The 22,131-nt window shown below is 41.7% G+C and carries 25 protein-coding genes; 15 read left to right on the top strand and 10 right to left on the bottom strand.

What is annotated here, in order from left to right; translation table 11 throughout:
• Nucleotides 1-92: 92 nt before the first annotated feature.
• Nucleotides 93-809, top strand: a complete 717-nt coding sequence (locus tag PP2015_RS00905) for a helix-turn-helix domain-containing protein (RefSeq protein ID WP_058028490.1) — start codon at nucleotides 93-95, stop codon at nucleotides 807-809.
• A gap of 295 nt (nucleotides 810-1,104) precedes the next feature.
• Here the strand turns inward: PP2015_RS00905 and PP2015_RS00900 are convergent, their stop codons facing one another.
• Nucleotides 1,105-1,506, bottom strand: a complete 402-nt coding sequence (locus tag PP2015_RS00900; protein ID WP_058028489.1) for a hypothetical protein — start codon at nucleotides 1,504-1,506, stop codon at nucleotides 1,105-1,107.
• Between the two features lie 190 nt (nucleotides 1,507-1,696).
• On the opposite strand from PP2015_RS00900, the gene PP2015_RS00895 reads away from it, so the two are divergent.
• The gene (locus PP2015_RS00895) at nucleotides 1,697-2,170 is read left to right on the top strand and encodes a peroxiredoxin (protein WP_058028488.1); all 474 of its coding nucleotides are present in this window, start codon (nucleotides 1,697-1,699) and stop codon (nucleotides 2,168-2,170) included.
• A gap of 109 nt (nucleotides 2,171-2,279) precedes the next feature.
• Here the strand turns inward: PP2015_RS00895 and PP2015_RS00890 are convergent, their stop codons facing one another.
• Together PP2015_RS00890 and PP2015_RS00885 are read right to left on the bottom strand one after the other, a co-directional pair.
• Nucleotides 2,280-3,068, bottom strand: coding sequence for an amidohydrolase (locus tag PP2015_RS00890; protein WP_058028487.1), 789 nt, complete (start codon nucleotides 3,066-3,068; stop codon nucleotides 2,280-2,282).
• On the bottom strand, nucleotides 3,056-4,150 hold the full coding sequence (locus tag PP2015_RS00885; RefSeq protein ID WP_058031502.1) for a methionine aminotransferase: 1,095 nt from the start codon (nucleotides 4,148-4,150) through the stop codon (nucleotides 3,056-3,058). The genes PP2015_RS00890 and PP2015_RS00885 overlap by 13 nt, the downstream gene beginning before the upstream one ends.
• A 145-nt stretch (nucleotides 4,151-4,295) precedes the next feature.
• Here PP2015_RS00885 and PP2015_RS00880 point away from each other — a divergent pair, with 145 nt between their 5' ends.
• From PP2015_RS00880 to PP2015_RS00865, 4 genes are all read left to right on the top strand, one after another.
• Nucleotides 4,296-4,910, top strand: a complete 615-nt coding sequence (locus PP2015_RS00880) for a methylthioribulose 1-phosphate dehydratase (protein WP_058028486.1) — start codon at nucleotides 4,296-4,298, stop codon at nucleotides 4,908-4,910.
• Nucleotides 4,907-5,593: an acireductone synthase gene (mtnC, locus tag PP2015_RS00875; protein WP_058028485.1), complete on the top strand. Its 687-nt coding sequence runs from the start codon at nucleotides 4,907-4,909 to the stop codon at nucleotides 5,591-5,593. The genes PP2015_RS00880 and mtnC overlap by 4 nt, the downstream gene beginning before the upstream one ends.
• Nucleotides 5,590-6,132 (top strand): 1,2-dihydroxy-3-keto-5-methylthiopentene dioxygenase, encoded by a 543-nt coding sequence (locus PP2015_RS00870; protein WP_058028484.1) that lies wholly within the window; start codon nucleotides 5,590-5,592, stop codon nucleotides 6,130-6,132. Before mtnC ends, PP2015_RS00870 begins: the two co-directional genes overlap by 4 nt.
• Nucleotides 6,133-6,283: 151 nt before the next feature.
• On the top strand, nucleotides 6,284-8,452 hold the full coding sequence (locus PP2015_RS00865; RefSeq protein ID WP_058028483.1) for a winged helix-turn-helix domain-containing protein: 2,169 nt from the start codon (nucleotides 6,284-6,286) through the stop codon (nucleotides 8,450-8,452).
• A 6-nt stretch (nucleotides 8,453-8,458) separates the two neighbouring features.
• On the opposite strand, the gene PP2015_RS00860 is transcribed toward PP2015_RS00865, so the two are convergent.
• Together PP2015_RS00860 and mtnA are read right to left on the bottom strand one after the other, a co-directional pair.
• Entirely contained in the window at nucleotides 8,459-8,659 is a 201-nt protein-coding gene (locus PP2015_RS00860) for a hypothetical protein (RefSeq protein ID WP_058028482.1), read from the bottom strand.
• 301 nt (nucleotides 8,660-8,960) lie between these two features.
• Nucleotides 8,961-9,983 (bottom strand): S-methyl-5-thioribose-1-phosphate isomerase, encoded by a 1,023-nt coding sequence (gene mtnA, locus PP2015_RS00855; RefSeq protein WP_058028481.1) that lies wholly within the window; start codon nucleotides 9,981-9,983, stop codon nucleotides 8,961-8,963.
• Nucleotides 9,984-10,102: 119 nt separating this feature from the next.
• Between mtnA and mtnK the strand changes: the two genes are divergently transcribed.
• On the top strand, nucleotides 10,103-11,305 hold the full coding sequence (gene mtnK, locus PP2015_RS00850; RefSeq protein ID WP_058028480.1) for an S-methyl-5-thioribose kinase: 1,203 nt from the start codon (nucleotides 10,103-10,105) through the stop codon (nucleotides 11,303-11,305).
• A gap of 101 nt (nucleotides 11,306-11,406) precedes the next feature.
• Here mtnK and hemE read toward each other — a convergent pair whose 3' ends face one another.
• Complete coding sequence (gene hemE, locus PP2015_RS00845) at nucleotides 11,407-12,471, bottom strand: uroporphyrinogen decarboxylase (RefSeq protein ID WP_058028479.1); 1,065 nt, start codon at nucleotides 12,469-12,471, stop codon at nucleotides 11,407-11,409.
• A gap of 460 nt (nucleotides 12,472-12,931) precedes the next feature.
• On the opposite strand from hemE, the gene PP2015_RS00840 reads away from it, so the two are divergent.
• Entirely contained in the window at nucleotides 12,932-13,402 is a 471-nt protein-coding gene (locus PP2015_RS00840; protein ID WP_058028478.1) for an Rsd/AlgQ family anti-sigma factor, read from the top strand.
• Nucleotides 13,403-13,497: 95 nt separating this feature from the next.
• On the opposite strand, the gene fkpA is transcribed toward PP2015_RS00840, so the two are convergent.
• Complete coding sequence (fkpA, locus tag PP2015_RS00835) at nucleotides 13,498-14,256, bottom strand: FKBP-type peptidyl-prolyl cis-trans isomerase (RefSeq protein ID WP_058028477.1); 759 nt, start codon at nucleotides 14,254-14,256, stop codon at nucleotides 13,498-13,500.
• Nucleotides 14,257-14,494: 238 nt separating this feature from the next.
• Here fkpA and PP2015_RS00830 point away from each other — a divergent pair, with 238 nt between their 5' ends.
• On the top strand, nucleotides 14,495-15,484 hold the full coding sequence (locus tag PP2015_RS00830) for a WD40 repeat domain-containing protein (protein ID WP_058028476.1): 990 nt from the start codon (nucleotides 14,495-14,497) through the stop codon (nucleotides 15,482-15,484).
• Nucleotides 15,481-15,693, top strand: a complete 213-nt coding sequence (locus PP2015_RS00825) for a SlyX family protein (RefSeq protein ID WP_058028475.1) — start codon at nucleotides 15,481-15,483, stop codon at nucleotides 15,691-15,693. Before PP2015_RS00830 ends, PP2015_RS00825 begins: the two co-directional genes overlap by 4 nt.
• 39 nt (nucleotides 15,694-15,732) lie before the next feature.
• On the opposite strand, the gene PP2015_RS00820 is transcribed toward PP2015_RS00825, so the two are convergent.
• Nucleotides 15,733-15,933: a YheV family putative zinc ribbon protein gene (locus PP2015_RS00820; RefSeq protein ID WP_058028474.1), complete on the bottom strand. Its 201-nt coding sequence runs from the start codon at nucleotides 15,931-15,933 to the stop codon at nucleotides 15,733-15,735.
• Between the two features lie 175 nt (nucleotides 15,934-16,108).
• Between PP2015_RS00820 and PP2015_RS00815 the strand changes: the two genes are divergently transcribed.
• From PP2015_RS00815 to PP2015_RS00800, 5 genes are all read left to right on the top strand, one after another.
• A complete protein-coding gene (locus PP2015_RS00815) occupies nucleotides 16,109-18,025 on the top strand; it encodes an ATP-binding cassette domain-containing protein (RefSeq protein ID WP_058028473.1) in 1,917 nt (638 codons plus the stop codon).
• Nucleotides 18,025-18,471, top strand: a complete 447-nt coding sequence (locus tag PP2015_RS00810; protein ID WP_058028472.1) for a TIGR02444 family protein — start codon at nucleotides 18,025-18,027, stop codon at nucleotides 18,469-18,471. The genes PP2015_RS00815 and PP2015_RS00810 overlap by 1 nt, the downstream gene beginning before the upstream one ends.
• A 134-nt stretch (nucleotides 18,472-18,605) precedes the next feature.
• Complete coding sequence (locus PP2015_RS21555; RefSeq protein ID WP_083496476.1) at nucleotides 18,606-18,746, top strand: DUF3149 domain-containing protein; 141 nt, start codon at nucleotides 18,606-18,608, stop codon at nucleotides 18,744-18,746.
• Nucleotides 18,747-19,046: 300 nt separating this feature from the next.
• Nucleotides 19,047-20,024 carry a hydrolase gene (locus tag PP2015_RS00805; RefSeq protein ID WP_058028471.1) on the top strand — a complete coding sequence of 326 codons (978 nt, stop codon included), beginning with the start codon at nucleotides 19,047-19,049 and terminating at the stop codon, nucleotides 20,022-20,024.
• Nucleotides 20,025-20,288, top strand: coding sequence for a YheU family protein (locus PP2015_RS00800; RefSeq protein WP_058028470.1), 264 nt, complete (start codon nucleotides 20,025-20,027; stop codon nucleotides 20,286-20,288). It begins immediately after the preceding gene.
• 36 nt (nucleotides 20,289-20,324) lie between these two features.
• Here the strand turns inward: PP2015_RS00800 and PP2015_RS00795 are convergent, their stop codons facing one another.
• Together PP2015_RS00795 and PP2015_RS00790 are read right to left on the bottom strand one after the other, a co-directional pair.
• Nucleotides 20,325-21,056, bottom strand: coding sequence for a LytR/AlgR family response regulator transcription factor (locus PP2015_RS00795; protein WP_058028469.1), 732 nt, complete (start codon nucleotides 21,054-21,056; stop codon nucleotides 20,325-20,327).
• Nucleotides 21,046-22,110 (bottom strand): sensor histidine kinase, encoded by a 1,065-nt coding sequence (locus PP2015_RS00790; RefSeq protein ID WP_058028468.1) that lies wholly within the window; start codon nucleotides 22,108-22,110, stop codon nucleotides 21,046-21,048. The genes PP2015_RS00795 and PP2015_RS00790 overlap by 11 nt, the downstream gene beginning before the upstream one ends.
• Between the last annotated feature and the right edge of the window lie 21 nt (nucleotides 22,111-22,131).

Genomic DNA, 22,131 nt, shown 5'->3' with positions numbered 1-22,131 from the left:
ATATTCATAAACATTCTTAAATATTCATGTTGGTATTTATGGATGAATTACCAAGAATAAGGCGTCAATTACCACAACAACAGGAATCGGTTATGACACTCGGACAATATATCAAACAGCTACGTACAGATATGGCATTAAGCCAACCACAGTTTGCTGAACGTATGCAGGTAGAGCAAAGTTATTTATCAAAACTTGAGAATGATAAATCTACTCCCTCTAATGAGGTTTTTAGGCAATTGCTCAGTGCGCTATCAATGGATGTCGATGCATTTATGTCGGGTTTAAAAGACAAAGGCAATATGGCGTCGCTAAAACAAACCCCCGACTTAGATAACTGGTACGCCTCACAGCAAGTTACCTTTGAGCATAAGCAGCGCAGATTACTTTATAGCGCCATGCTTTTAATTGCCCTAGGTTCTGCAGTCTTTTATGTCGGTTTTCAAAAAGTACTCTTATCAGAACGTTTATATGAATATCGCTCTGAGGGTGTAGTATTAGCAGGCGAGCCTGAAGATATCTTTACAGTTTGGGCAAGGCTTACAAATACGCCAGAACAAAGAGAAATTAAAAAGCAAGAAATGCATAAAAGAAAGTCAGTAGAAATTGTATTAACTTACACTTACAAAGGAACAGAATTTACTACTGCCATCGGTGAAGATAAAAGATTATTCAGGCAAGTTGTTACATCTAATAGGCAACAATCTCGTCTCGCAAACGTACTGATGCAATTCTTCGGCTTATTAAGCACAGTTGCGGGCTTGGTGCTACTTATTATCGAGCCTAAGCTTTCGCGTCAAAGCCGTTAGTTTTTATACTGCTTTGAAGAAACGCTTACCCTATTGCTTTTGAAAGAACAGATGCTGCTTACCACTAAGAGTTTCCTTTTGAAATCGAAACACTCATAAAGCAAAGCGGTAGCGCATTTAAGTAGGGTGAACGCAATCAGTCTTATGTTGAAGTTGATGGAAGAATAATAACTGGTACTAATTTTCAATCATCGAAGGCTGTCGCAGAAGCGATGGTGCATGCTTTAAATAAATTGTAAATCTAATGCAAGTGCCATGATGATGGCACTTGATATTGTTTCAACTCAGAAACGTATTAGTTCCACATACCGTTTCGAGTATACATGTACTCAGCATCTGCACACCAGTTTACATCTGCCCATGTGTAATCTTTGTAGTAAATTTTATCTACACATGCAGTCATGTATCCTTCTGTTTGATAAACATCAACAATGCATGTTGTGCCTGTACAGTTTGCAACACTTGCTGATTGATACATACCGCTGAACTTCCACTCAACACGTGCAACTTCTTTTGAAGCATTCACTTTAAATACAACCTTTGGAGAGAAATTTGGATAAGTTTCACCACCAAAACATCTATTCTGCGTGTAGTTGTCATATTTCATTGTATCTACATAGCATGATACAGAATTAGCGAAGGTATTTGTTGAGAACAGGCCCACGACAAGTGCCATCAAAGCGATTAGTTTTTTCATCTTAATTTTCCTTATTAATATTTTAGTTTCACTCAATATTGAGCAAGAAATAACCTACCATCAAGAAAATCAAAAATAAACATTTTATTTACATTAATTAAACACAGAAGAAACCCTACTCTTTCTCGGTGTTTATCAATCAATTTTGAGGCTACACTCTGTAAAGTTAATTATATTGAGAGAAGAAATCATGATCGAACAAGGCCAAGCCCTACCAAATGTTGTGTTAACCGAACTGACTGCTGATGGCATGCAAAACCACCAAGTGACTGAATTATTTGCAGATAAAAAAGTTGTGTTATTTGCCGTGCCAGGCGCCTTCACACCAACTTGCTCTGCTGCTCACCTACCAGGCTATGTGGTACTTGCAGATCAAATCAAAGCAAAAGGCGTTGATATTATTGCTTGTGTGTCAGTTAACGATGCTTTTGTAATGAAAGCTTGGGGCGAAGCACATAATGCGAGCGAATTAATGATGTTAGGAGATGGCGATGCGGCATTCACAAAAGCCATTGGTCTAGATAAAGAAACAGGCAGCTTTGGCGGTGTGCGCTCACAGCGTTATGCCATGATCATTGAAAATGGCGTGGTTACTGAGCTTGCAGTAGAAGCAGCCGGTGAATTTGAAGTATCAAAAGCGGAATCTATCTTAGAAAAGCTTTAATACCAATCCTCAATAATACACTTTGGCATGAGTAACAAAAATGGGCACGTATTTACGCGCCCATTTTTATATAATTAATCAGAGCTTTGGTTAATTAGCCGATTAATATCTAAAAATTAATCGAGAAATCATCCGCATCTAAATGAGCAGGAAAGCTTTTTCTAAATTGCTCAAGTTTCTCTTTGCTAAGCTCAGTGATCACAACGCCAGACTTGTTATCTTCACCCAAAGCCAAAGCTTCACCAACAAAGTCATAGGCTGCTGTTCCGCCATTATGCGCAACGCCATTACCATCATCACCTACGCGATTACTGGCTAACACGTAACATTGGTTTTCAATGGCACGGGCTTGTAACAAGGTATCCCAAATGCGGCGACGCGCTGCTGGCCAGTTTGCCACATTAACCATCACATCATAGTCGTTACGGTTACGCTGAAACACTGGGAAGCGTAAGTCATAACAAATTTGCGGCAACAATCTGAAACCTTTAATTGTGAAAACTTTACGAGAATCGCCTGCTCGCACAAAGTCACCTTCTTTGCCTAAGCAAAATAAATGGCGCTTATCATAAAATTCAAAGCTGCCATCAGGCCAACACCAGTAAAAACGATTGGCTTTCTTGCCATGTTGCTCAACCAGTACAGAACCCGCAACCACCGCATTTTGCGCTGCCGCTTGCGTTTGCATCCAGTTAAAAACTGGCCCTTGCTCAGCTTCTGCAACATCTAGGTTAATCGCAAACCCTGTGGCAAAGGTTTCAGGTAAGAGAATTAAATCAACCGACTCAATGTGCTGCAATTTCATCGTTAGGTTGTCTAGATTTTGCTGCGGCTGTAACCAAACAATATCGCTTTGCACTAAGGCAACTTTTAAATTTTCTGAGTTTATAGCTGACATAACTTCTCCGCAGCAGCAATCAATGTTGAGTCTTCTTTAGCAAAACACAAACGGATCACTTTGTCGTTTGGTGCTTGGTTATAGAATACACTCAACGGAATTGCAGCAACGCCCTCGTCTTTAACAAGGTATTCGCAAAAAGCCATATCGTCTAATTCAGAAATATCACTGTAGTCGAGTAATAAGAAATAAGTGCCTTCGCTTGGCAAAATTTTAAAGCGACTCGGTGCAAGCGCTTCGATTAACAGGTCGCGCTTTTGCTGATAAAACGCGCTTAACTCGTCAATGTGCTCAGGCTGCTCGGCCATCGCATCGGCGATAGCCAACTGGGCTGGCGTGAAACTCGAGAAGTTGACATACTGGTGGATTTTACGAAATTCCGTCATCAATGCCGCAGGCGCAACACAGTATCCCATTTTCCAACCTGTACAGTGAAATGTTTTACCAAAACTCGACACCACAAAACTACGAGCAAATAAACTTTCATCACGTAAAGCACTTAGATGCGCTTGCCCGTCAAAGCAAATATGCTCGTACACTTCATCGCTGATCAAATATAAATCGTGCTGCTCTAGTAAAACCTTTAACGACTCAATGTCAGCTTGCTTTAACGTCTTAGTGCTTGGGTTATGTGGGGTGTTGATAATAATGGCTTTTGTTTTATCTGTAATTGCCTCAGCCACTTGCTGCCAATCAACTTTATAATCTGGTGCGGTTAGCGCGATATGCACGGTTTTACCACCCGCTAACTCAATCGCTGGCTTATAAGAGTCGTAAGCTGGGTCAAATACAATCACTTCATCTTCAGGACTGACTAATGCCTGAATAGCCACATATAAGGCTTCGGTTGCACCCGATGTCACCGTAACAGAGTGCTCTGCATTCACCGCCAGGCCATACTTGCGCTCAACCAATTCCGCGATTTGCTGTTGTAAAGCAGGTACACCACTCGATGGCGCATATTGGTTAAAACCACTTTGACTGTAATGCGCCAGTCGCTCTTTTAACAGTGTCGGTGCATCAAATTCAGGAAAACCCTGAGACAAATTAAGTGCTTGATACTGATTAGCCAAACCAGTCATTTGCGAGAATATACTCACGCCTAAATTAGGTAATTTACTTTGCACAAGGGCCCCTTTTTTGTTGATGGTGCTTTCGCACGAGCGATGCTATCATTGCCAAAAATAGATGTATAGCCGTCTAAAATTATTTTTGAGATTCTTTATTATGCAGAATAATGCCGCAAAAAGCGCACTGATAGAAGCGGGCCGTTGGGTAAGTCAAAAAGGCTGGGTACCCGCGACAGGTGGAAACTTCTCAATTAAAACAGAAACTGGCTTTGTTGTGACTGCCAGTGGTTACGATAAAGGCCACTTAGCATCTGAGCATTTCTTAGAACTTAATCAACAAGGCGAAATCACCGCAGGTAGTGGAAAGCCTTCAGCTGAAACAGCACTGCATTTAAAGCTGTATCAACTTCAGCCTGATACTGAATGTGTACTGCATACTCACTCAGTCGCCGCCACTGTGTTATCACGCTTTATTAAAGGTGACACCTTATCTATACAAGGTTATGAGATGCAAAAATCGTTACGGGGTGTTCGCAGCCATGAAGACGCATTGAAGATTGCTATTTTCGACAATGATCAAGACATAGACAGACTGGCAGAGCTTGTTGCACAGCGTCATCAATCGGAGCCTGTCGTGCATGGCGTGTTGATCCGCGGCCATGGTTTATATGCCATGGGTAATAGTGTGGCTGAAACCCGTCGCCATATTGAAGGGCTCGAATTTTTATTCGCCTGTGAATTAGAACGCATTAAATTGGAGTCAGCGTTATGATCAAAGCCATCATCACAGATATTGAAGGCACCATCACTCGTATCTCATTCGTGAAAGACATCCTGTTCCCCTACGCCGCTCAACACCTTGCGCAATTTGTCGAGCAAAATCAAGACAAACCAGAAGTCGCTGAGCAAATACTGGCGGTAAAAGCCGAAATCGCACAACCTAACGCGCCATTAAGCTCTGTCATTGATGCCCTACTTGGTTGGATAGCTGAAGATAAAAAAATCACGCCACTCAAACAACTACAAGGTTTGATCTGGCAAACAGGTTACCAACAAGGTGACTTTACCGGCCACATCTACCCAGACGCACAACAGTTTCTTGCTGAGCAAAAAGCCGATGGCCGTGAGTTGTATGTGTATTCTTCGGGCTCAGTAAAAGCACAACATTTGTTATTTGAATACTCTGATTTTGGCGATATTCGTCCGTTATTCGCTGACTATTTCGACACCAAAGTCGGTGGCAAAAAAGAGCAAGCCTCTTATGAAAATATCTTGGCGCAGGTCCCTTTTGCAGCCAATGAAGTGGTATTTTTAAGCGATGTGTTAGCCGAGTTAGACGCAGCGAAAGCGGCAGGTATGCATACCTTGCAGCTATGGCGCGATGACCAAGCTCGTAGTGATACACACCCATTTATCGAAGATTTTACACAATTTAATGAAGCGTTATTTGTATGAGTAATTTAACCATCTACCGCCATGATGAGCCTGCGCAAGCAATCTTCCAAAGCGCAGACTTTAAAACCATTCAAACCGAGCTAAACAAAGCTGGCGTGTTATTCGAGCAATGGCAAGCAAATGCCGAAATTGCAGTCGAAAGTACACAAGCAGATATTATTTCAGCCTACGCGGATGACATTGCCCGCGTACAACAAGATGGTGGCTACCAAACCGTAGACGTTATCTCGTTGGCCAAAGGCAACCCAAATGCCGCCGAATTAAGACAAAAGTTTTTATTCGAGCATACTCACAGCGAAGATGAAGTGCGCTTCTTTGTGAAAGGTCAAGGGCTATTTTGTTTGCATTTAAACGAGTGCGTTTATCAAGTGCTATGCCAGCAAGGTGATTTAATTTCTGTACCAGCAAACACTCAACATTGGTTTGATATGGGCAGCGACCCTGAGTTTACCGCCATTCGCTTTTTCAATAACGAAGCGGGTTGGGTTGCAAATAGTACTCACAGTGACATTGCCACACAATTTCCTATTTTAGATTAAGCTATAGCAAAATCTATCAAGCCTCTTCGCGAGGCTTATCCACTATTATTAACAGCATTACCCTTGAAATATCAGCTGTTTCAGTTTTTAATTGCGCCTGTCAACAAAGCACTATTAACAAAATTGCAAGGAAACGAACTTGAGTTCGAGAATGGCACGTTACAAGATTGGCGCCTGGATCTGTGACTTCGCAACACAATCCATCACGGATGGCGCACAAAAACGAGAACTTGACCCTCTATCATTTAAGTTACTCGAGTACTTTATTCTGAATAATGAACGCATCATCACGCGACAGGAGCTTATAGAGCAGGTTTGGCAAAAAGGGTTTGTTGATGATAATGCGATTAATCGCGCCATTTCTGAACTTAGAAAGACCTTAAAATCAGAGCTCGAACCAGGTCTATCGATAAAAACCCACTACCGAAAGGGCTATTCTCTGTTCTTACCTGTTGAGGCGCTTTCATGCACCACAGAGCAAACGCGTACTGCGTTAAAGCCTACAAAACCCAGTATTACCGATAAAGAGGTAGGCAAATCTAGTAATAACCGGCTTTATTTTTCTGCAGGGGCAGTGTTTTTTGCCACTATCATGGCTATCATTTTCCTTTTTCCAAAAGAATCAGAAAAAGAAGTACTGACAACTAGCAACACACAAAGTATCCAGCTAACACCCACCCCTTTATCATGGTATCAGGGAGGTCATAATAATCTCTATTTATCACCTGATCAGCACACCCTAGCTTATCAACTCTATACAGAGAGAGAAGAGCTATCAACGACTGAAATATATCTTTTCGACTTTGCGACTCAGACACATAAGAGAATTAATTTACCCTACTCTGAAGTAAGCTTAAAAGGCTGGTCTGCAGACAATCAAAAAATATTTTTCTCTATTTTTAAGCCAGTGCCTAATAGTGAAGCTACACAACAAACAACTTGTGGCGTTTGGTCAATCACTAACTTTCACTCAGACTCCCCACATATCAGTGAACTGCTGAGTTGTGATAAATTCACGAACCTTCCTAGACTTGGGAATATTTTCTCTCTTACACCAAACAACATTATTCATGAAAAGAGTATGCAAAACGAAAATGGTTATACCAACGCTCTTTTTAAGCATAACCTAAGGGATAATAGTAGCTTTAGGATCACAACGCCAAGCTCTATCGGGCAAGGCGATTATATTGTAGCAATCACAACCAAGCCGCAAAGAATCATCTTCGAAAGAGAAACAACTTCTGGGTATCAACTCTTTATGATCGGTGAAAATGGCCATAACTTAGAGAAAATCGCGGATCTCAGTGAGCGGATATGGTCAGCAAGTTTTAATGAAAAAACAGGAATATTAAGCTGGTTTACCCGCGGAGCTCAATTAATGCACCAGTTTGATATAAAAGGAAAAGAATTATTAGGCACGATTAGTATGCCTATGCCTCTAAAGCAATATACCATTCCAATTGGTAGTAAAACGTTACTAACTTCTACCTATCCATATCATCACGATAGCTTAGAATATAATATGACGAGTAAACGCTTCACGCATTTTGCTCGCCCTGGTGTATATGAAAGTACAACTCATTATATTGGAAGCAATACACATATTGCTGCAGTCGCAGGCGTCAATGCAAAAGACTACAAACTAGTTAAGATTAAGGATGGTAACTATCACCCCATTAAAACCGCAGAAGAAGTTGATTGGCCATATGATAGTGACACTGAGAGCAACACAGTCTTTGCTCGCTCTTTGCATAGTGGCAAGTATTTTTTATTGAATACACCTGAACTTTCGGTCGAAAAAGAGATAGCGCTTAACTATAGAGTTTTGTCTGCTAGGCTCAAAAATAACCTGATCGCAGCGATTGTTTCAGACCAAGAACTCGGACAAAGAAAAGTACTTGTTCACAACACCAAGCTAAGCACCACGCTTGAAGTGGATATCGCTCAACCGATCAGTATTGATTGGCTAAATAATGACACGCTTATTGTGCTAGATAAACAGCATACTATTCATTTTCTCGACCTTAACACCGAACACAAGGGTGAGTCACTTTCACTTAAAGAAATAAATACTGAATTCAACAGTGCTGAAAAAGTATATTTAGCAAGCAGCGAAAATGGCATTTTTCTAACCATAGATGATGGCAAGGTATTCAAGTTAAAACTGAATGGACATCCTTCTCTTGAGTTCATGTTAGATATTTCCAAAGAGCTTAAATCTAATGTATATGTCTCTAAATTTAATATTCAGAATGATCGTTTATTATTTTCAGTTTTAAATAACAAATACAACGAAATAATACTCTACTCAAGTTCATAACCTCACTTAGTGCTGCTCTAATCGCTCCATTGTGCCTAATAGCAAATCCGATGGAGCGGCTTCACTTTGATGTCTTTTATCTTCTGCTACCACTTGCGCTGTCTCTGCTGATGTTTGTCTTTGGTTCATTAATTCTTCGAATGCGTCTGAGCATGATTCCAGTGAACTTGATAACATTAATGTAAACACGATTGGACTGAACTTCATTATTACTTCCTAAGCATAAAATGCTCACTCTTATTGGAAGCACTTTTAGCTTTTAATTTGCTGCGATAGGGCTAATTTACTCAGGAATGTAAAAGAAGTCGCTTATCAAACTCATATAAAAGAAACAATAAGATATTATTAAAATATATCTATAAATAACAATACTTTAAATTTAAAAAACATCTTATTTTTGACAGACAAAGTCAATGGTTTGGGAAGGTTTAGGTGCTCAATTCAAAAGATTAAACACCTAAAAAGCTGAATTTAGGCTAATTAGAAAACATAATTATCAAATTTCAACTTACAAGGCTTTTAATGCACCCTCAGCCACTTGGCCTTGATCATATACACCAGTATTGAGCACCCAACCCGTTACGAGCTTTGCAGGGGTGACATCAAATGCAGGGTTGAATACTTGTGCATTGTTTGGCGCCCACTGACAATCTCCAAAGCTACCACTAACGCCTGTTACCTCTGTCGCTGCACGTTGCTCAATAGGAATATGCTGACCATCGGGACAATCAACATCTAACGTCGTTGTTGGTGCAACGACATAAAACTCAACGCCATGGAAATGCGCTAATACCGCCAAGTTGTAAGTCCCCACCTTATTGGCAAAGTCACCGTTTGCAGCAATACGATCGGCGCCAACAAAGATTTTATCTACTTTACCTGCCGCCATTAGGCTGGCCGCCATATTGTCACAAATTAAAGTATATGGAATGTGCCAGCTTTCAAGCTCAAACGCGGTTAAACGACCACCTTGCAATAATGGCCTGGTTTCATCTACCCAGACATGAATATCACCATGTTGTTGATGCGCGTGATAGATCACCCCAAGTGCTGTGCCGACACCTGCTGTCGCCAATGCACCTGTATTACAATGAGTTAAGATGTTCTCGCCGGGTTTCACAAGCTCAGCGCCCAGTTTCGCCATTGCATCACATAGCGCAACATCTTCATTGAATAAACGCTCAGCCGCTGTGACTAACGCATCGACAAAGGCTGTTTGTTTTAGCGCTTCACGCATCTGCTTCATACAATGCATTAAATTAACAGCAGTCGGTCGGGTGGCTTCTAACTCATCGATCGCTTGGGCCAATTCAGCTTGACTCCCACCTTGCTCGGCAAGATGTGCCACCAACAAAGTGGCTGCCAAGCCAATTAAAGGCGCCCCGCGCACTTTTAAAGACAAAATTAATGCTTGCATCTCAGACACACTATTACACAGGTGCCAATGTTGCTCATGCGGCAGAAGGTATTGATCTAGAACGTATAGTTTTCCATCTTGATATTTAAGGCTGCGCGCCAGCAAATTTTGCATGTAAGTCACTCCAAAATGATAACCGCTAGATTTTACATAAAGACACAAAGAAGTATAGACATCTAAACATTTAAAAATATAGAATGCCGCAATTATGTTCTTCACTGTGATAAAAGAGTATGGCTGACTATATTACTTTTGATAACGCACAAGCCCTGAGTTATATCGAGCAGCTTGGCGAGTTCTTTGAACCAAACGCGCAACTGACTTGTAACGAGTTTGGCGATGGTAATTTAAATTTGGTGTTTCGCATTGCGGATCAAAATGGCAACAGCATTATTCTTAAGCAAGCCTTACCCTATGCCCGCTGTGTGGGTGAGTCTTGGCCTTTAACCCTCGATAGAGCGCGTATTGAAGCATCCGTTCTAAAAAAGCACGGGTTAGTGTGTGAGCAACATACCGCCAAAGTACTACACACCAACGATGACCTTGCCATTACTGTACTTGAAGATTTAGGCCATATGGCCATTTTGCGCAGCGAATTAAATCTAGCAAAAACCTATCCGAAACTTGGTGCTGATGTGGCCACTTATTTGGCAACAAGCAGTTTTTATTACTCCGATTTCTATTTAAAGCCAGCAGAGAAAAAAGCATTAGTCCAAGAATTTACAAACCCTGAGCTATGTTCAATCACAGAAGACTTGTTCTTTGATGATCCATATAGAGCCTGCGAGCGAAATAATTACGCGCCAGAGCTAGAAGCTGATGTATTGCGCTTACAACAAAGCCCTCAATTGCTTCGCCAAGTAGCGCAGTTAAAGCATCTATTCTTCTCTGCGCCACAAAGCCTATTACATGGTGATGTGCACACGGGGAGTATTTTTGCTGATCAAAGCGATACTAAGCTCATCGATCCTGAGTTTGGCTTTTTTGGCCCAATTGGCTTCGACTTAGGCTCGTTCATTGGTAATTTATTACTTAACTACTGCGCGCAAAATGGTCGCATTAAAGAAACTCCAAAGCGTCGTCAAATGCAGTCTTATCTATTGACTCAAATACAGCAGTGTTTAAATGATTTTGAAAACATTTGGCTAGCATTAGCAGCGCAACATACCCGTGATTTATCTCTGCAAGCACCTGGTTATGCACAGCACTTTGTTGAGCAAATTATCAAAGATGCACTAGGTTATGCTGGCACAGAGTTAATCCGAAGAACTATTGGCCTTGCACACGTTGTAGATATTGATGGTATTGAAGATGACAGCGCTCGCCTTCAAGTACAAAAGCAAGCTTTATTACTTGGTGAACAACTTATTTTACATGCTGAAGAATGTGAAAACAAAGAGTCGGCTTATCAGTTGATTGTGAGCTTGATCCAGTAGAACCTTGCTCGCTATGGGATGCATTAAGACAAATAAAAAAGCCTTAACAATGAAGTTAAGGCTTTTTTATTACAAACTCTAACAGCTTATGCCATTAGCTATTACTTGTGGTATTGACCACTGAACTCGTGTACTGAGTTGATGAATACGCCTGCATTTTCAGGGTCTACGTCAGGAGTAATACCATGACCTAGGTTGAATACGTGACCAGAGCCTTCACCATAGCTTGCTAGAATATTTTGTACTTCTTCACGAATGCGCTCAGGTGTACCGTGTAGCATTGCTGGATCCATGTTGCCCTGAAGCGCCACTTTATCACCAACACGACGACGTGCATCACCAATATCAATCGTCCAATCTAGACCTACCGCATCACAGCCAGTTGCTGCAATTGCTTCAATCCATTGGCCACCATTCTTAGTGAATAACGTTACTGGCACTTTACGGCCGTCGTTTTCACGAATTAGACCATCAACAATCTTGTGCATGTATTGCAGTGAGAACTCTTTATAATCACGTGGGCTTAACACGCCACCCCAAGAGTCAAAAATCATAAGCGATTGTGCACCCGCTTTAACTTGCGCGTTCAGGTAATCAATTACTGAATCCGCCACTTTATCTAACAATAGGTGTAGCGTTTTTGGCTCAGCAAAAGCCATCTTTTTGATTTTGCCAAACGTCTTGCTCGAACCACCTTCAACCATATAAGTAGCTAGCGTCCAAGGAGAACCAGAGAAACCTATCAATGGTACTTCACCTTTCAGCTCGCGACGGATGGTGCTTACTGCATTCATTACATAGCCAAGCTCGTCAGTTGGGTCGATATTTGGGATCTTTTGAACATCAGCTAAAGAGCTGATTGGACGTTCAAATTTAGGGCCTTCTCCGGTTTCGAAGTACAGACCTAAGCCCATTGCATCTGGAATAGTTAAGATGTCGCTGAAAAGAATTGCCGCATCTAGCGGATAACGACGAAGTGGTTGTAAAGTAACTTCACATGCCAATTCTGCGTTTTTACACAAACTCATAAAGTCACCAGCTTGCGCACGTGTTGCGCGATACTCTGGTAAATAACGTCCAGCCTGACGCATCATCCATACTGGCGTTACATCAACAGGTTGTTTCATTAACGCACGTAAATAACGATCGTTTTTCAATTCGCTCATAGCGTATCTCGATTCCAAAGCCTAAAAAATTGCGCAAATTGTATCACTAATTATGCGCAGGCTCTATCTAAACGCCCAAGCAAAGTGAATTGTCATGATCTAGATTAAATCACTAATGCTTCAACCACTTATGGAAAGACAAGCAAAAAAATTAAAAAACATCTTGTTAAACTATTTGCAACAACAAAAAAAGCTTGGTATAACTTCCCCCGCGTTAAAAAAATAACAACAAAACACCTTTAATAATAAAAATAATTTTATATTTTAATAAAAATAAAAACTGCTAAACCAATTGATAAACCACCTTCGGGTGGTTTTTTTATATTTGCCTCCCAATCAAAACAAAGTCAATAAATTCATAACCTTACCAAATCAGACATATAAAAAACGAAAAAAATGGTTGACCTTTGAGCAAGATTTTCTTCTTATAGAGCTATAGGAAACGCGAAAGGAGGTTACTATGCTATCAAGATTTGAAGAAGCACAGCAGAAATGGGGTGGCAGTCACAGTGTCATCGATGCATGGTTAACTGAACGTCAAGAATTGTTATTACAGTTTTGTAAATTAGCAGGTTTTGCGCCATACGATAAAAAAGACCACGCGCTACCCGATCAAGTTCAAATTCAAGGATTTTGCCAAATCCTGATGGATTACTTATCGGCAGGCCATTTCGAAGTGTATGACAACATTGTCCAGGCTTGCAAAGAGAAAGGCCCGAAGAGTATGGCTCTTGCCAATGCTCTCTACCCTCGTATCTCTGAAACCACAGATGTCGCTCTTGATTTCAATGACAAATATGCAGAAGTAACCCAAGACAACATGCTATCTGATTTTGATACTGACTTATCTAAGCTAGGTGAAATATTAGAGTTACGCTTTGAACTAGAAGATGAGTTAATCGAAAACTTCTACGCGAATCATACTGATTAGAACAGAATTAAGATAAACTTTAGACACAAAAAAGGGTTCCATTGGAACCCTTTTTTATTTCAAGCCTTTCGCTTTAAAAGGCCTAATTAATCATATTACTCAGCTGCTGCCGCTTGTTTCTCTTGTTGGATCTCAAGTAACTCAACTTCAAATACTAGCGTTGAGTTTGCAGGGATCTTACCAAGGTCACGTTCACCATAAGCAAGTTCTGAAGGAATTGTGAATTTAAACTTAGCACCTTCATTCATTAACTGAAGACCTTCCGTCCAACCTTTAATTACTTGCTGTAGACCAAATGTCGCTGGCTCATTACGTGAGTATGAGCTATCAAACTCAGTACCATCAATTAAAGTACCTTTGTAATGTACTTTTACCACGTCAGTCGCTACTGGCTTTTTACCTTCACCTGCACTGATCACTTCGTATTGAAGACCAGATTCAGTTACTGTTACACCTTCTTTTTTCGCATTGTCAGCTAGGTATTGAATGCCTTTTTCTTTGCTTTCTTTTGCTAATGCTTCGGCTTTCTCTGCTTGCTTAGCACGTACCGTCGTATCAAGCGCTGTAAGCACTTCACGAATTTTCGCTTCATCTAATTTCGCTTCACCTGCTAATGCATCTTTAAAGCCGCGCATTAGAAGTTCTTGGTCAAGCTCTACACCGATCTCTTTTTTATCCGCAAGGTCTTTTTGTAAGAAGTTACCAACAGATGCACCAATGCCATAAGCTTGTTGTTGAAGTTCTGTTTCTAGTTTTACTTCTGCAGGCTTTTGCTCAGCTTCGGCTTTTTGATTACACGCAGTTAGCGCCAATACCGACGCTGCAATTAAAGACAGTTTAATCGTCTGTTTCATTCTATTTCTCCGGCTCACTTATTGTGGCCTTGTCTATTTACTCGAAAGGTTAAATTTATGTATCCACATTATCATTCATATGCTTCGATGCCAATCCTCATGCGGCTATCGTCATCCAAGCTTCACAACGCGACTTTCCGGCTTTGATGCGCTACTATCAATAAAAAGCGCCATCATATGGACATGAGCGCAAGTGTACCCTTTGTGAAACAGAGCGTTAAGGGAAAAAACCCAAACTATGCAAAGTATTCGACTCTTTCTTACTACTGTAATCTGTACCTTGCTGCTGGCATGTACTCCTTCAGCGAAACAAGCGTCACATACCGTGGAGCATGCTGTGCGAGGCTCATTTGCAGCCGCTATCTCTGCAGACGGTCGATATTCTTTAATCTCATCGGTCGAGCATGGCGTTAGCCTATGGGACAATCAAAGCCATGGCTTAAAATACCAATGGCAGCACTCAGCAGATCCCGAAAACCTAGTACATTCGCTTGCCATCGCCTATGACAATAGTTTTGCTGTGACCGCCGCCAACGATACATTTGCCGTTTGGAATATTCAAACCGGTAAAAACCAAGGCTATTATCAAATAAAAACAGCCACGATCCGCGATATTGCAATTAGTAATCAAGGCCGCTATGTCATGTATGGTCGCAGTGATAATGTCATCGTCCATCTCGACTTAGTCAACGGTAGACGCTTAGAGTTCCTCGGTCATCAAGAAAAAATCAATAGTATTGCGTTATCACCCAATGGTCATTTCGCGTTAAGTGGCGGTAATGATTACACCGCCTATTTTTGGGACACTAAAACTGGGCAAGTACTTCATCGCTTTAATCACCCTAGTCGCGTCACTAAAGTCGCCTTAGATGCCAGTGGTCAATACGCATTTACCGCCGATAGTTTAAAAAAAGCCAGTGTCTGGCAACTCACTTCAGGTGATCTCGTATCACAATTACAGTATATTGCTCGCCAGAAAATCTTTAGTGCCGTTCGCTTTAATGAAGATGCATCACTTATTGCCACGGGTTCACCTAACCGCGAATTATCGCTTTGGCGCGTGAATGACGGCCAACAACTAGATACCTTTTTAGTAAAACCGAGAGAAGGCAGCCGCCCTAAATCAGCGGTGGTATTTGATGTTGCCTTTACTGATAACGAGCGCAGTTTAACCACCGAGAGCTCAAGTGGTTTGCTAGAAATATTTACCGATTTGGATACACAATGACAGAATTAGAAAATCGCGTGATGGAGTTAGAAGCAAAAATTGCTTTTCAGGACGATACCATCGAAACCCTGAACGATGAACTTCGCACCCATCAAAAGCATTTAGCCAAAATGCAGCGCCAGTTAGAATTATTAGCGCAAAAAATTAAAGAAGGAGGTGACAGTGGGTTAATGCCTCAGCATCAAGAGCCACCACCGCCGCATTACTAACCGAGTACCTGGTTAATAATAAATACGTTTAAGCCAGTGTTACTCTGGCTTAAATACACCAATCACTTGTTCAAATTGGCGTGTTGATGCTTGTACCGCATCTTTTGGTTGTGTCATCTTATGACCACACTCAACACATTCTACTTTTTCTACATCATGCTCTTTATATAGCATCATGACATCTTGCTTATTACACTCAGGACATACTGCCCCAGCAATAAAGCGTTTCTTCTGTTTCATCTTCGACTCGACCCGCGATTAAGTTATGCCCTATTCTATCTCAATACCCGATTTATACGAAACACGTTCACTCTGTTTACAGAAATAATACCTGTCCTCAAATAGAAGATAGAGTTGAGCCCCACAAAGCACTTCATGCTATGATAACCCCATTATTTATTGTTGCTGTAACACTATGATCCAACTGTCAGATATCGAGCTACTTCGCGGTGGCAAAACCCTACTTAAAAACGCCAGTGCAACACTTTTTCCAGAGCACAAAGTCGGCCTTGTCGGCGCTAACGGCTGTGGTAAATCATCTTTGTTTGCATTGTTAAAGGGCGAACTGCAGTTAGATTCTGGCGAATTTCAATTTCCAAAAGATTGGTCAATTGCCTCAGTAAAACAAGAAACCCCAGCGCTTGAGATCAGTGCTCTTGATTATGTACTGCAAGGTCATCCTGAATATTACGCCTGCCGCATTGCACTGCGTGATGCAGAAGCGAGCGGTGACGGTGCAAAACAAGCGCAAATACACCAACAAATTGAACACCTAAAAGGCTACAGCATTGAGGCCAAAGCCGGTGAACTTTTACACGGTCTAGGGTTCAGCAACGAACAAATCGATAACCCAGTGAGTGCCTTTTCGGGTGGTTGGCGTATGCGCTTAAACCTTGCTCAAGCACTTATTCGCGATGCAGATTTACTACTACTCGATGAGCCTACCAACCACTTAGATTTAGATGCAGTTTACTGGTTAGAACGCTTTTTACGTGCGTACACCGGTACACTGGTGCTAATCTCTCACGACCGCGAGTTTTTAGATGCGGTGGTGGACCAAATTTGGCATATCGATCGCAGCCTTATTAATGTTTACAAAGGCCATTACTCTCAGTTCGAACGTCAAAAAGCAGAACGAATGGCCCAGCAACAAGCTTTGTTCGACAAGCAACAAGAGCAAATTGCTCACTTAGAAAAGTTCATTACCCGCTTTAAAGCCAAAGCCAGTAAAGCCAAGCAAGCGCAAAGCCGCGTTAAAGCCCTAGAGCGTATGGAAAAGCTTGCCCCGGCACATGCTGATTCACCATTCGATTTTGAATTTGCCGAGCCAAGTGCACTACCCAACCCATTGATGACGCTAGATAACGCACAAGCAGGCTATGGCGACATCACCATCTTGCATCAAATTAAGCTTAACCTAGTGCCAGGCAGTCGCATTGCGCTACTTGGTCGCAATGGTGCGGGTAAATCAACTCTGATCAAATTGCTTGCGGGCGAATTGCAACCACAATCTGGCGAGGTCTTTCAACATCAAGGGTTGAAAATTGGTTACTTCGCACAGCATCAACTTGAGTCACTAGATTTACAAGCGAGCGCTGTGACACATTTACAACGCCTTGCACCCGATGCACCTGAACAATCTCTACGTGACTTTTTAGGTGGCTTTGCGTTTAACGGTGACCGCGCTTTAGAGCCAGTAGCGCCCTTCTCAGGAGGCGAAAAAGCCCGTTTAGTTCTAGCCATGCTGGTATTCCAAAAGCCAAACTTACTGTTACTAGATGAGCCAACCAACCACTTAGACCTAGAAATGCGTCATGCCCTTGTTATGGCCCTACAAGGCTTTGAAGGCGCGATGGTGACGGTATCGCACGACAGACACATGCTAAAAAATACCGCCGATGAATTCTATTTGGTAGATAATGGCAGCGTATCGCAATTTGGCTATGATTTAGATGAGTATTACCAATGGTTACTGAATGCCAATAAAGCCGACAGCAAAAAAGAGCAAGCCGAAGTTAAAGCGCATTCAAGCAGTAACCGTAAAGAAGTGAAACGCCTTGAAGCCGAGTTTAGAAAATCAGTTCAACCTTTGAAGAAAGAAATCGATAAGCTTGAAAAGCAACTAGACAAGTTCTCAGAGCAGTTATCAGACGTTGAAAGCCAGCTTGGCGACAACGATTTATACAGTGATGAAAACAAAGCCAAGCTCACCGAGCTGCTTGGCAAACAAGCTGAGTTAACGCCAAAAGTGAACCAAATAGAAGAAGACCTATTAATGGCACTTGAAGAGATGGAAGAGAAACAAGCTGCATTTGAGGCAAGCCTCGCCTAATGTCTAAACTCACGGCTGATACATTTTGGCAATTTGCATGCGATATATATAGCAAAAATGGCGTGCAACCTTTGCTGCTCGAGCTACAAGACGAGCAGCAAAAAAACGTGAACCTATGTTTATTATTGATGTTCCTCAACAGCCTAAAGCTACAACTAACACCGACTCAGTTTTCAGCGCTCGACAGTGTCGCTGCGCTCAGTGATGCTCAATTATTGAACCCGCATCGCTTAACCCGACAAAATCTTAAAACACACCATTCGCACCGCACTGACTATGCAGTTATTCGCAAACAATTGCTCGAAAATGAGTTAGCCCTTGAAAAATTACAGCAAAGCTTAATATTAGACGCGCTACCGAGTTCAATCAGCGTTAACAGCGACGCTGACAACCTAGCTCTTTATTTATCTGAGCAAGATAAAAAACGCCTTTCTCAGTGCCTTTAGCGACGAAAAGCATGATCAAGATCAAGCTCTGACCCTAAGCCCAGCTGACCAGAAAACAAACTTGATCTCGATCATATCAAGCCCGCCATCCCTCACCTATGATTACTTCATCGAGTGATTAGGAGGCCAAGGCCATGAACGTATTCTTTAGAGATTTTTTTAGCGACCCAGTGTTGTTTCTTTCATTTGGTATCTTGGGCACAGTGATTGTGCTATGCGCTTACTACGTTTATTACTTCATGAAGAAGATTAACGAGTCAGAAGCTCCTGAATAACTAGTTTTTATATTAATCCTCTTAATTAAGTGATTTTTTTTGAGTATTAGTATTAGTGGTCTTGCCTTTGACCCACTTTAAACAAAGGCATTTGTTCCCCGATAGAGACGAATTAAGCACGACGCACAAAGCACCTTACTAACCTAGTTAGTCGGGTGCTTTTTATTTGTGAAGCAAAAAGGTTGTGTACACTATTCGGCTCTTTCTCACCCATTCTCTGCTTTATCTCGACAGTTCTGGTTATTTAACCCATCACGACTCTTTGCTACACTGCCTGCGAGTAAGTAAATAAGAAGAATTATGAGTTATCAGTTTGAAAGTGCTTGGTGGATGTCGAATCGTCATGCACAAACTATCTTGCCCCGTTTTTTTAGACCCTTTCAGCGCGTTGATGTGGAATATGAAGAACTGACTACACCTGACGGTGATTTTTTAGAGTTAGCCTGGAGTCGCACAGGCAAAAAAGATTCACCTCTTGCCATTGTGCTACACGGTCTAGAGGGCAACCTAGATAGCTTTTATGCTAAAGGTATGCTTAAAGCCTTGACCCAGCAAGGCTTTGATACTGTGCTCATGCACTTTAGAAACTGTTCACGCTTGCCTAATCGTTTGCCGCGCGCTTATCACAGCGGAGAAACCGGTGACTTACAGTTTTTAATTCAAACATTAAAAACACGCTTAAACCCAAGTTCTTTATTTGCTGTTGGCTTTTCTCTTGGTGGTAATGTACTTGCCAAATATTTAGGTGAACAAGGTAAGCAGAGTGATCTCAGCGGTGCTGCGGTTGTTTCAGCACCCCATCATCTTTCTTCTTCGTGTCAGGTGATCAGAAAAAGCTGTTTTGGTTTATATCAAAAATATCTATTGGACCGTTTAAAAAAGTCATCCGCAAGAAAATACCCGCAGATCGGTGAAGCGATAAAGCTAAACAAGCAAGAATTGGCCGATATTAACGACCTGTGGCAGTTTGATGATCAATTAACAGCGCCACTACATGGCTTTGAGGGTGCTGAAGATTATTATACACAAGCAAGTGCTCAGCCTTTCTTAAAACATATTGCGACACCCACTTTGCTGATCCATGCCGAAGATGATCCTATGCTCTCGCACGAAGCTGTGCCCAAGGCTGAACAAGTCAGCGACCAAGTCACTTTGGCGGTCTCTAAAAAAGGCGGTCATGTCGGCTTTATTGGTGGTAAGAATCCATTCAAACCCGAGTTTTGGCTTGAAAAAGCCGTCCCCCATTATTTTCAATCGCTCCTTAAAGGTCAGAAGTAGATGCTCATTCCATATCAGCAACTTGATCCAAATACACTTAATAACCTCATTGAACATTATGTACATCGCGAAGGCACTGACTACGGTGATGCTGAAGTAAACACTGAAACAAAAGTGGAGCAAGTAAAAGCCCAACTCAAATCAGGTGAAGCTCTAATTGTGTTCTCTGAACTGCATGAGTCGGTCAATATCGTTTCAAAAGCCCAATTCAACGCCATGCAGAGTGAAGAATATACCGAAGGCTATGACACTGATTACGCGTAATCAGTGTCAATCTAAGCGAGCTTTTTTAATCCGCTATTAAAACGCTGAAAAGCTCATTTGTTTTTTCAACGCAGAAGCTTGGCGGCGAGATATATCGACTTCTGAGCCATTACTCAGGGTCGCAGTTAACCCATAGTTGATACTCTCCTCTAGATGCACCACCGCATCCAAACGAATTATTTCGCTGCGACTTGCGCGCAAATACACACTAGGGTCAAGTTTTGCTTCTATTTTACTCAGCGAACTATGAATATAAGACTTGCCAAACTCGGTGTAAATTGCCGCATGGTTACCAACACTTTCAAAACGTAATATGTCTCTCAACAAGATGATTTTCATTTTGTCAGCAAATTTCACCATCAATTTAAAATCATCTTCAAGCTGTGTGCTTTCTGTTTCTGATAGCAGACTTGTGAGCTTTTCAATAGCTTTCTCTAACCGCGCCGGGGCTGCGGGTTTTAGTAAATAGTCTACGGCATTGAGCGAAAAAGCATCCACGGCAAACTCGTTATAAGCTGTACAAAAGACGATAGGAATTTCACCTTTTAATTGCTCAGCGAGCTCAAGCCCTGTCCCTCCCGGCATTTCTATATCTAAAAATATTGCGTCTGGCTCCAAGTCCTCAACTAAAGCTTTTCCCTCGATAATATTTTGCGCTTCACCCAGCACCTCTATTTGCTTATGCTTTTTTAATAAACGCTGTAACTCTGCACGCGCCAAAGGCTCATCATCAATGATGAGCACTTTAATTGTGGCTTTAGGCTGCATGGGGCACCTCCATAATGACTTTAAATTCCTGACGCTCTTGTGAAATCAACAGTTGTGCCTGTTGTCCAAACATAAGCTCTAACCGAGATTGAATGTTTGCCAGTCCCAACTGGGTACCACTTTTAACCCTGCTTTCATCAAAGGGATTAATGACTTGTATCTGCACTTTACCTTCACGCTCTGACACATGAATATTTAGCCCTCCTCCGTTAGGAAGATGTGCAATACCATGCTTCACTGCATTTTCAACGAGTGTAAGTAGAGACATGCTTGGCAAGGTTGCTTTAAGTAAATTCTGTGGGCAATCAAAGTGGACTTTGAGCCGCTCACCAAACCTCACTTGTTCAATAGCGAGGTAGTTTTCACAAATTTGCCACTCATCCTCAACGCTGACATGTGTTCGTAAGTCTGTTGTCAGGTTATACCTAAACAACTCTGAAAGCTGCGTGACGATCTCTGCGGCTTTATCTTGGTCTTGGTAGATCATGCCGCGAATAGTATTCAACGAATTAAATAGAAAATGTGGGTTTATCTGATTTTGTAAGCTGGCGAGTTGCTGCTCTTTTAACTGCGTTTTTAACATACGCTTTTCTCTTCTAGCAATCACGGCTAAATAACAGCCAGACCAAAGCCAATACATTGAACATTTAACAAAAATGGCTATCCACTCTACTCTTTTATTTTCGTGAAATTCAATTTTGCTACCTTGCACTTGCATGGACACTTCATCACTGGGTAAGCCAGAAGGAGCAACTGTCTGAACCACAAACTCATAAGAAAGGTGATAAAGTGCTGCTGCAACCACACTCACCACCAACAAGATTGGTAGTGTCGGCCTCTTCATACCGCGCTTTCGAGCAAACCATTGGCCGCCATTTCTAATAACCAAATGACTGAACAAAATAAAAAAGCTTGATGTAAGCAGTGCCCTTATAAAAAGGGAGCTTATCTGCTGGCTCGTAAACTCACTAAAATCTATGGTCGCTAAAATACTGCTATTCAAAGCCAGAATCGCGATGAAAGCGGCTAACTGGCACAGCCAATACTTCTTCATGGGTACAATGCTCCTTGTTTC

Source organism: Pseudoalteromonas phenolica (genome assembly GCF_001444405.1).
Taxonomy (GTDB): Bacteria; Pseudomonadota; Gammaproteobacteria; order Enterobacterales; family Alteromonadaceae; genus Pseudoalteromonas; species Pseudoalteromonas phenolica.
This window is presented reverse-complemented; position numbering and strand designations above follow the sequence as displayed.

Bases quoted from the DNA above. Each gene is read 5' to 3' on its own strand.
- PP2015_RS00905 (WP_058028490.1), top strand. From the start codon at position 93: ATGACACTCGGACAATATATCAAACAGCTACGTACAGATATGGCATTA.
- PP2015_RS00900 (WP_058028489.1), bottom strand. From the start codon at position 1,506: ATGAAAAAACTAATCGCTTTGATGGCACTTGTCGTGGGCCTGTTCTCA.
- PP2015_RS00895 (WP_058028488.1), top strand. From the start codon at position 1,697: ATGATCGAACAAGGCCAAGCCCTACCAAATGTTGTGTTAACCGAACTG.
- PP2015_RS00890 (WP_058028487.1), bottom strand. From the start codon at position 3,068: ATGTCAGCTATAAACTCAGAAAATTTAAAAGTTGCCTTAGTGCAAAGC.
- PP2015_RS00885 (WP_058031502.1), bottom strand. From the start codon at position 4,150: ATGACTGGTTTGGCTAATCAGTATCAAGCACTTAATTTGTCTCAGGGT.
- PP2015_RS00880 (WP_058028486.1), top strand. From the start codon at position 4,296: ATGCAGAATAATGCCGCAAAAAGCGCACTGATAGAAGCGGGCCGTTGG.
- mtnC (WP_058028485.1), top strand. From the start codon at position 4,907: ATGATCAAAGCCATCATCACAGATATTGAAGGCACCATCACTCGTATC.
- PP2015_RS00870 (WP_058028484.1), top strand. From the start codon at position 5,590: ATGAGTAATTTAACCATCTACCGCCATGATGAGCCTGCGCAAGCAATC.
- PP2015_RS00865 (WP_058028483.1), top strand. From the start codon at position 6,284: ATGGCACGTTACAAGATTGGCGCCTGGATCTGTGACTTCGCAACACAA.
- PP2015_RS00860 (WP_058028482.1), bottom strand. From the start codon at position 8,659: ATGAAGTTCAGTCCAATCGTGTTTACATTAATGTTATCAAGTTCACTG.
- mtnA (WP_058028481.1), bottom strand. From the start codon at position 9,983: ATGCAAAATTTGCTGGCGCGCAGCCTTAAATATCAAGATGGAAAACTA.
- mtnK (WP_058028480.1), top strand. From the start codon at position 10,103: ATGGCTGACTATATTACTTTTGATAACGCACAAGCCCTGAGTTATATC.
- hemE (WP_058028479.1), bottom strand. From the start codon at position 12,471: ATGAGCGAATTGAAAAACGATCGTTATTTACGTGCGTTAATGAAACAA.
- PP2015_RS00840 (WP_058028478.1), top strand. From the start codon at position 12,932: ATGCTATCAAGATTTGAAGAAGCACAGCAGAAATGGGGTGGCAGTCAC.
- fkpA (WP_058028477.1), bottom strand. From the start codon at position 14,256: ATGAAACAGACGATTAAACTGTCTTTAATTGCAGCGTCGGTATTGGCG.
- PP2015_RS00830 (WP_058028476.1), top strand. From the start codon at position 14,495: ATGCAAAGTATTCGACTCTTTCTTACTACTGTAATCTGTACCTTGCTG.
- PP2015_RS00825 (WP_058028475.1), top strand. From the start codon at position 15,481: ATGACAGAATTAGAAAATCGCGTGATGGAGTTAGAAGCAAAAATTGCT.
- PP2015_RS00820 (WP_058028474.1), bottom strand. From the start codon at position 15,933: ATGAAACAGAAGAAACGCTTTATTGCTGGGGCAGTATGTCCTGAGTGT.
- PP2015_RS00815 (WP_058028473.1), top strand. From the start codon at position 16,109: ATGATCCAACTGTCAGATATCGAGCTACTTCGCGGTGGCAAAACCCTA.
- PP2015_RS00810 (WP_058028472.1), top strand. From the start codon at position 18,025: ATGTCTAAACTCACGGCTGATACATTTTGGCAATTTGCATGCGATATA.
- PP2015_RS21555 (WP_083496476.1), top strand. From the start codon at position 18,606: ATGAACGTATTCTTTAGAGATTTTTTTAGCGACCCAGTGTTGTTTCTT.
- PP2015_RS00805 (WP_058028471.1), top strand. From the start codon at position 19,047: ATGAGTTATCAGTTTGAAAGTGCTTGGTGGATGTCGAATCGTCATGCA.
- PP2015_RS00800 (WP_058028470.1), top strand. From the start codon at position 20,025: ATGCTCATTCCATATCAGCAACTTGATCCAAATACACTTAATAACCTC.
- PP2015_RS00795 (WP_058028469.1), bottom strand. From the start codon at position 21,056: ATGCAGCCTAAAGCCACAATTAAAGTGCTCATCATTGATGATGAGCCT.
- PP2015_RS00790 (WP_058028468.1), bottom strand. From the start codon at position 22,110: ATGAAGAAGTATTGGCTGTGCCAGTTAGCCGCTTTCATCGCGATTCTG.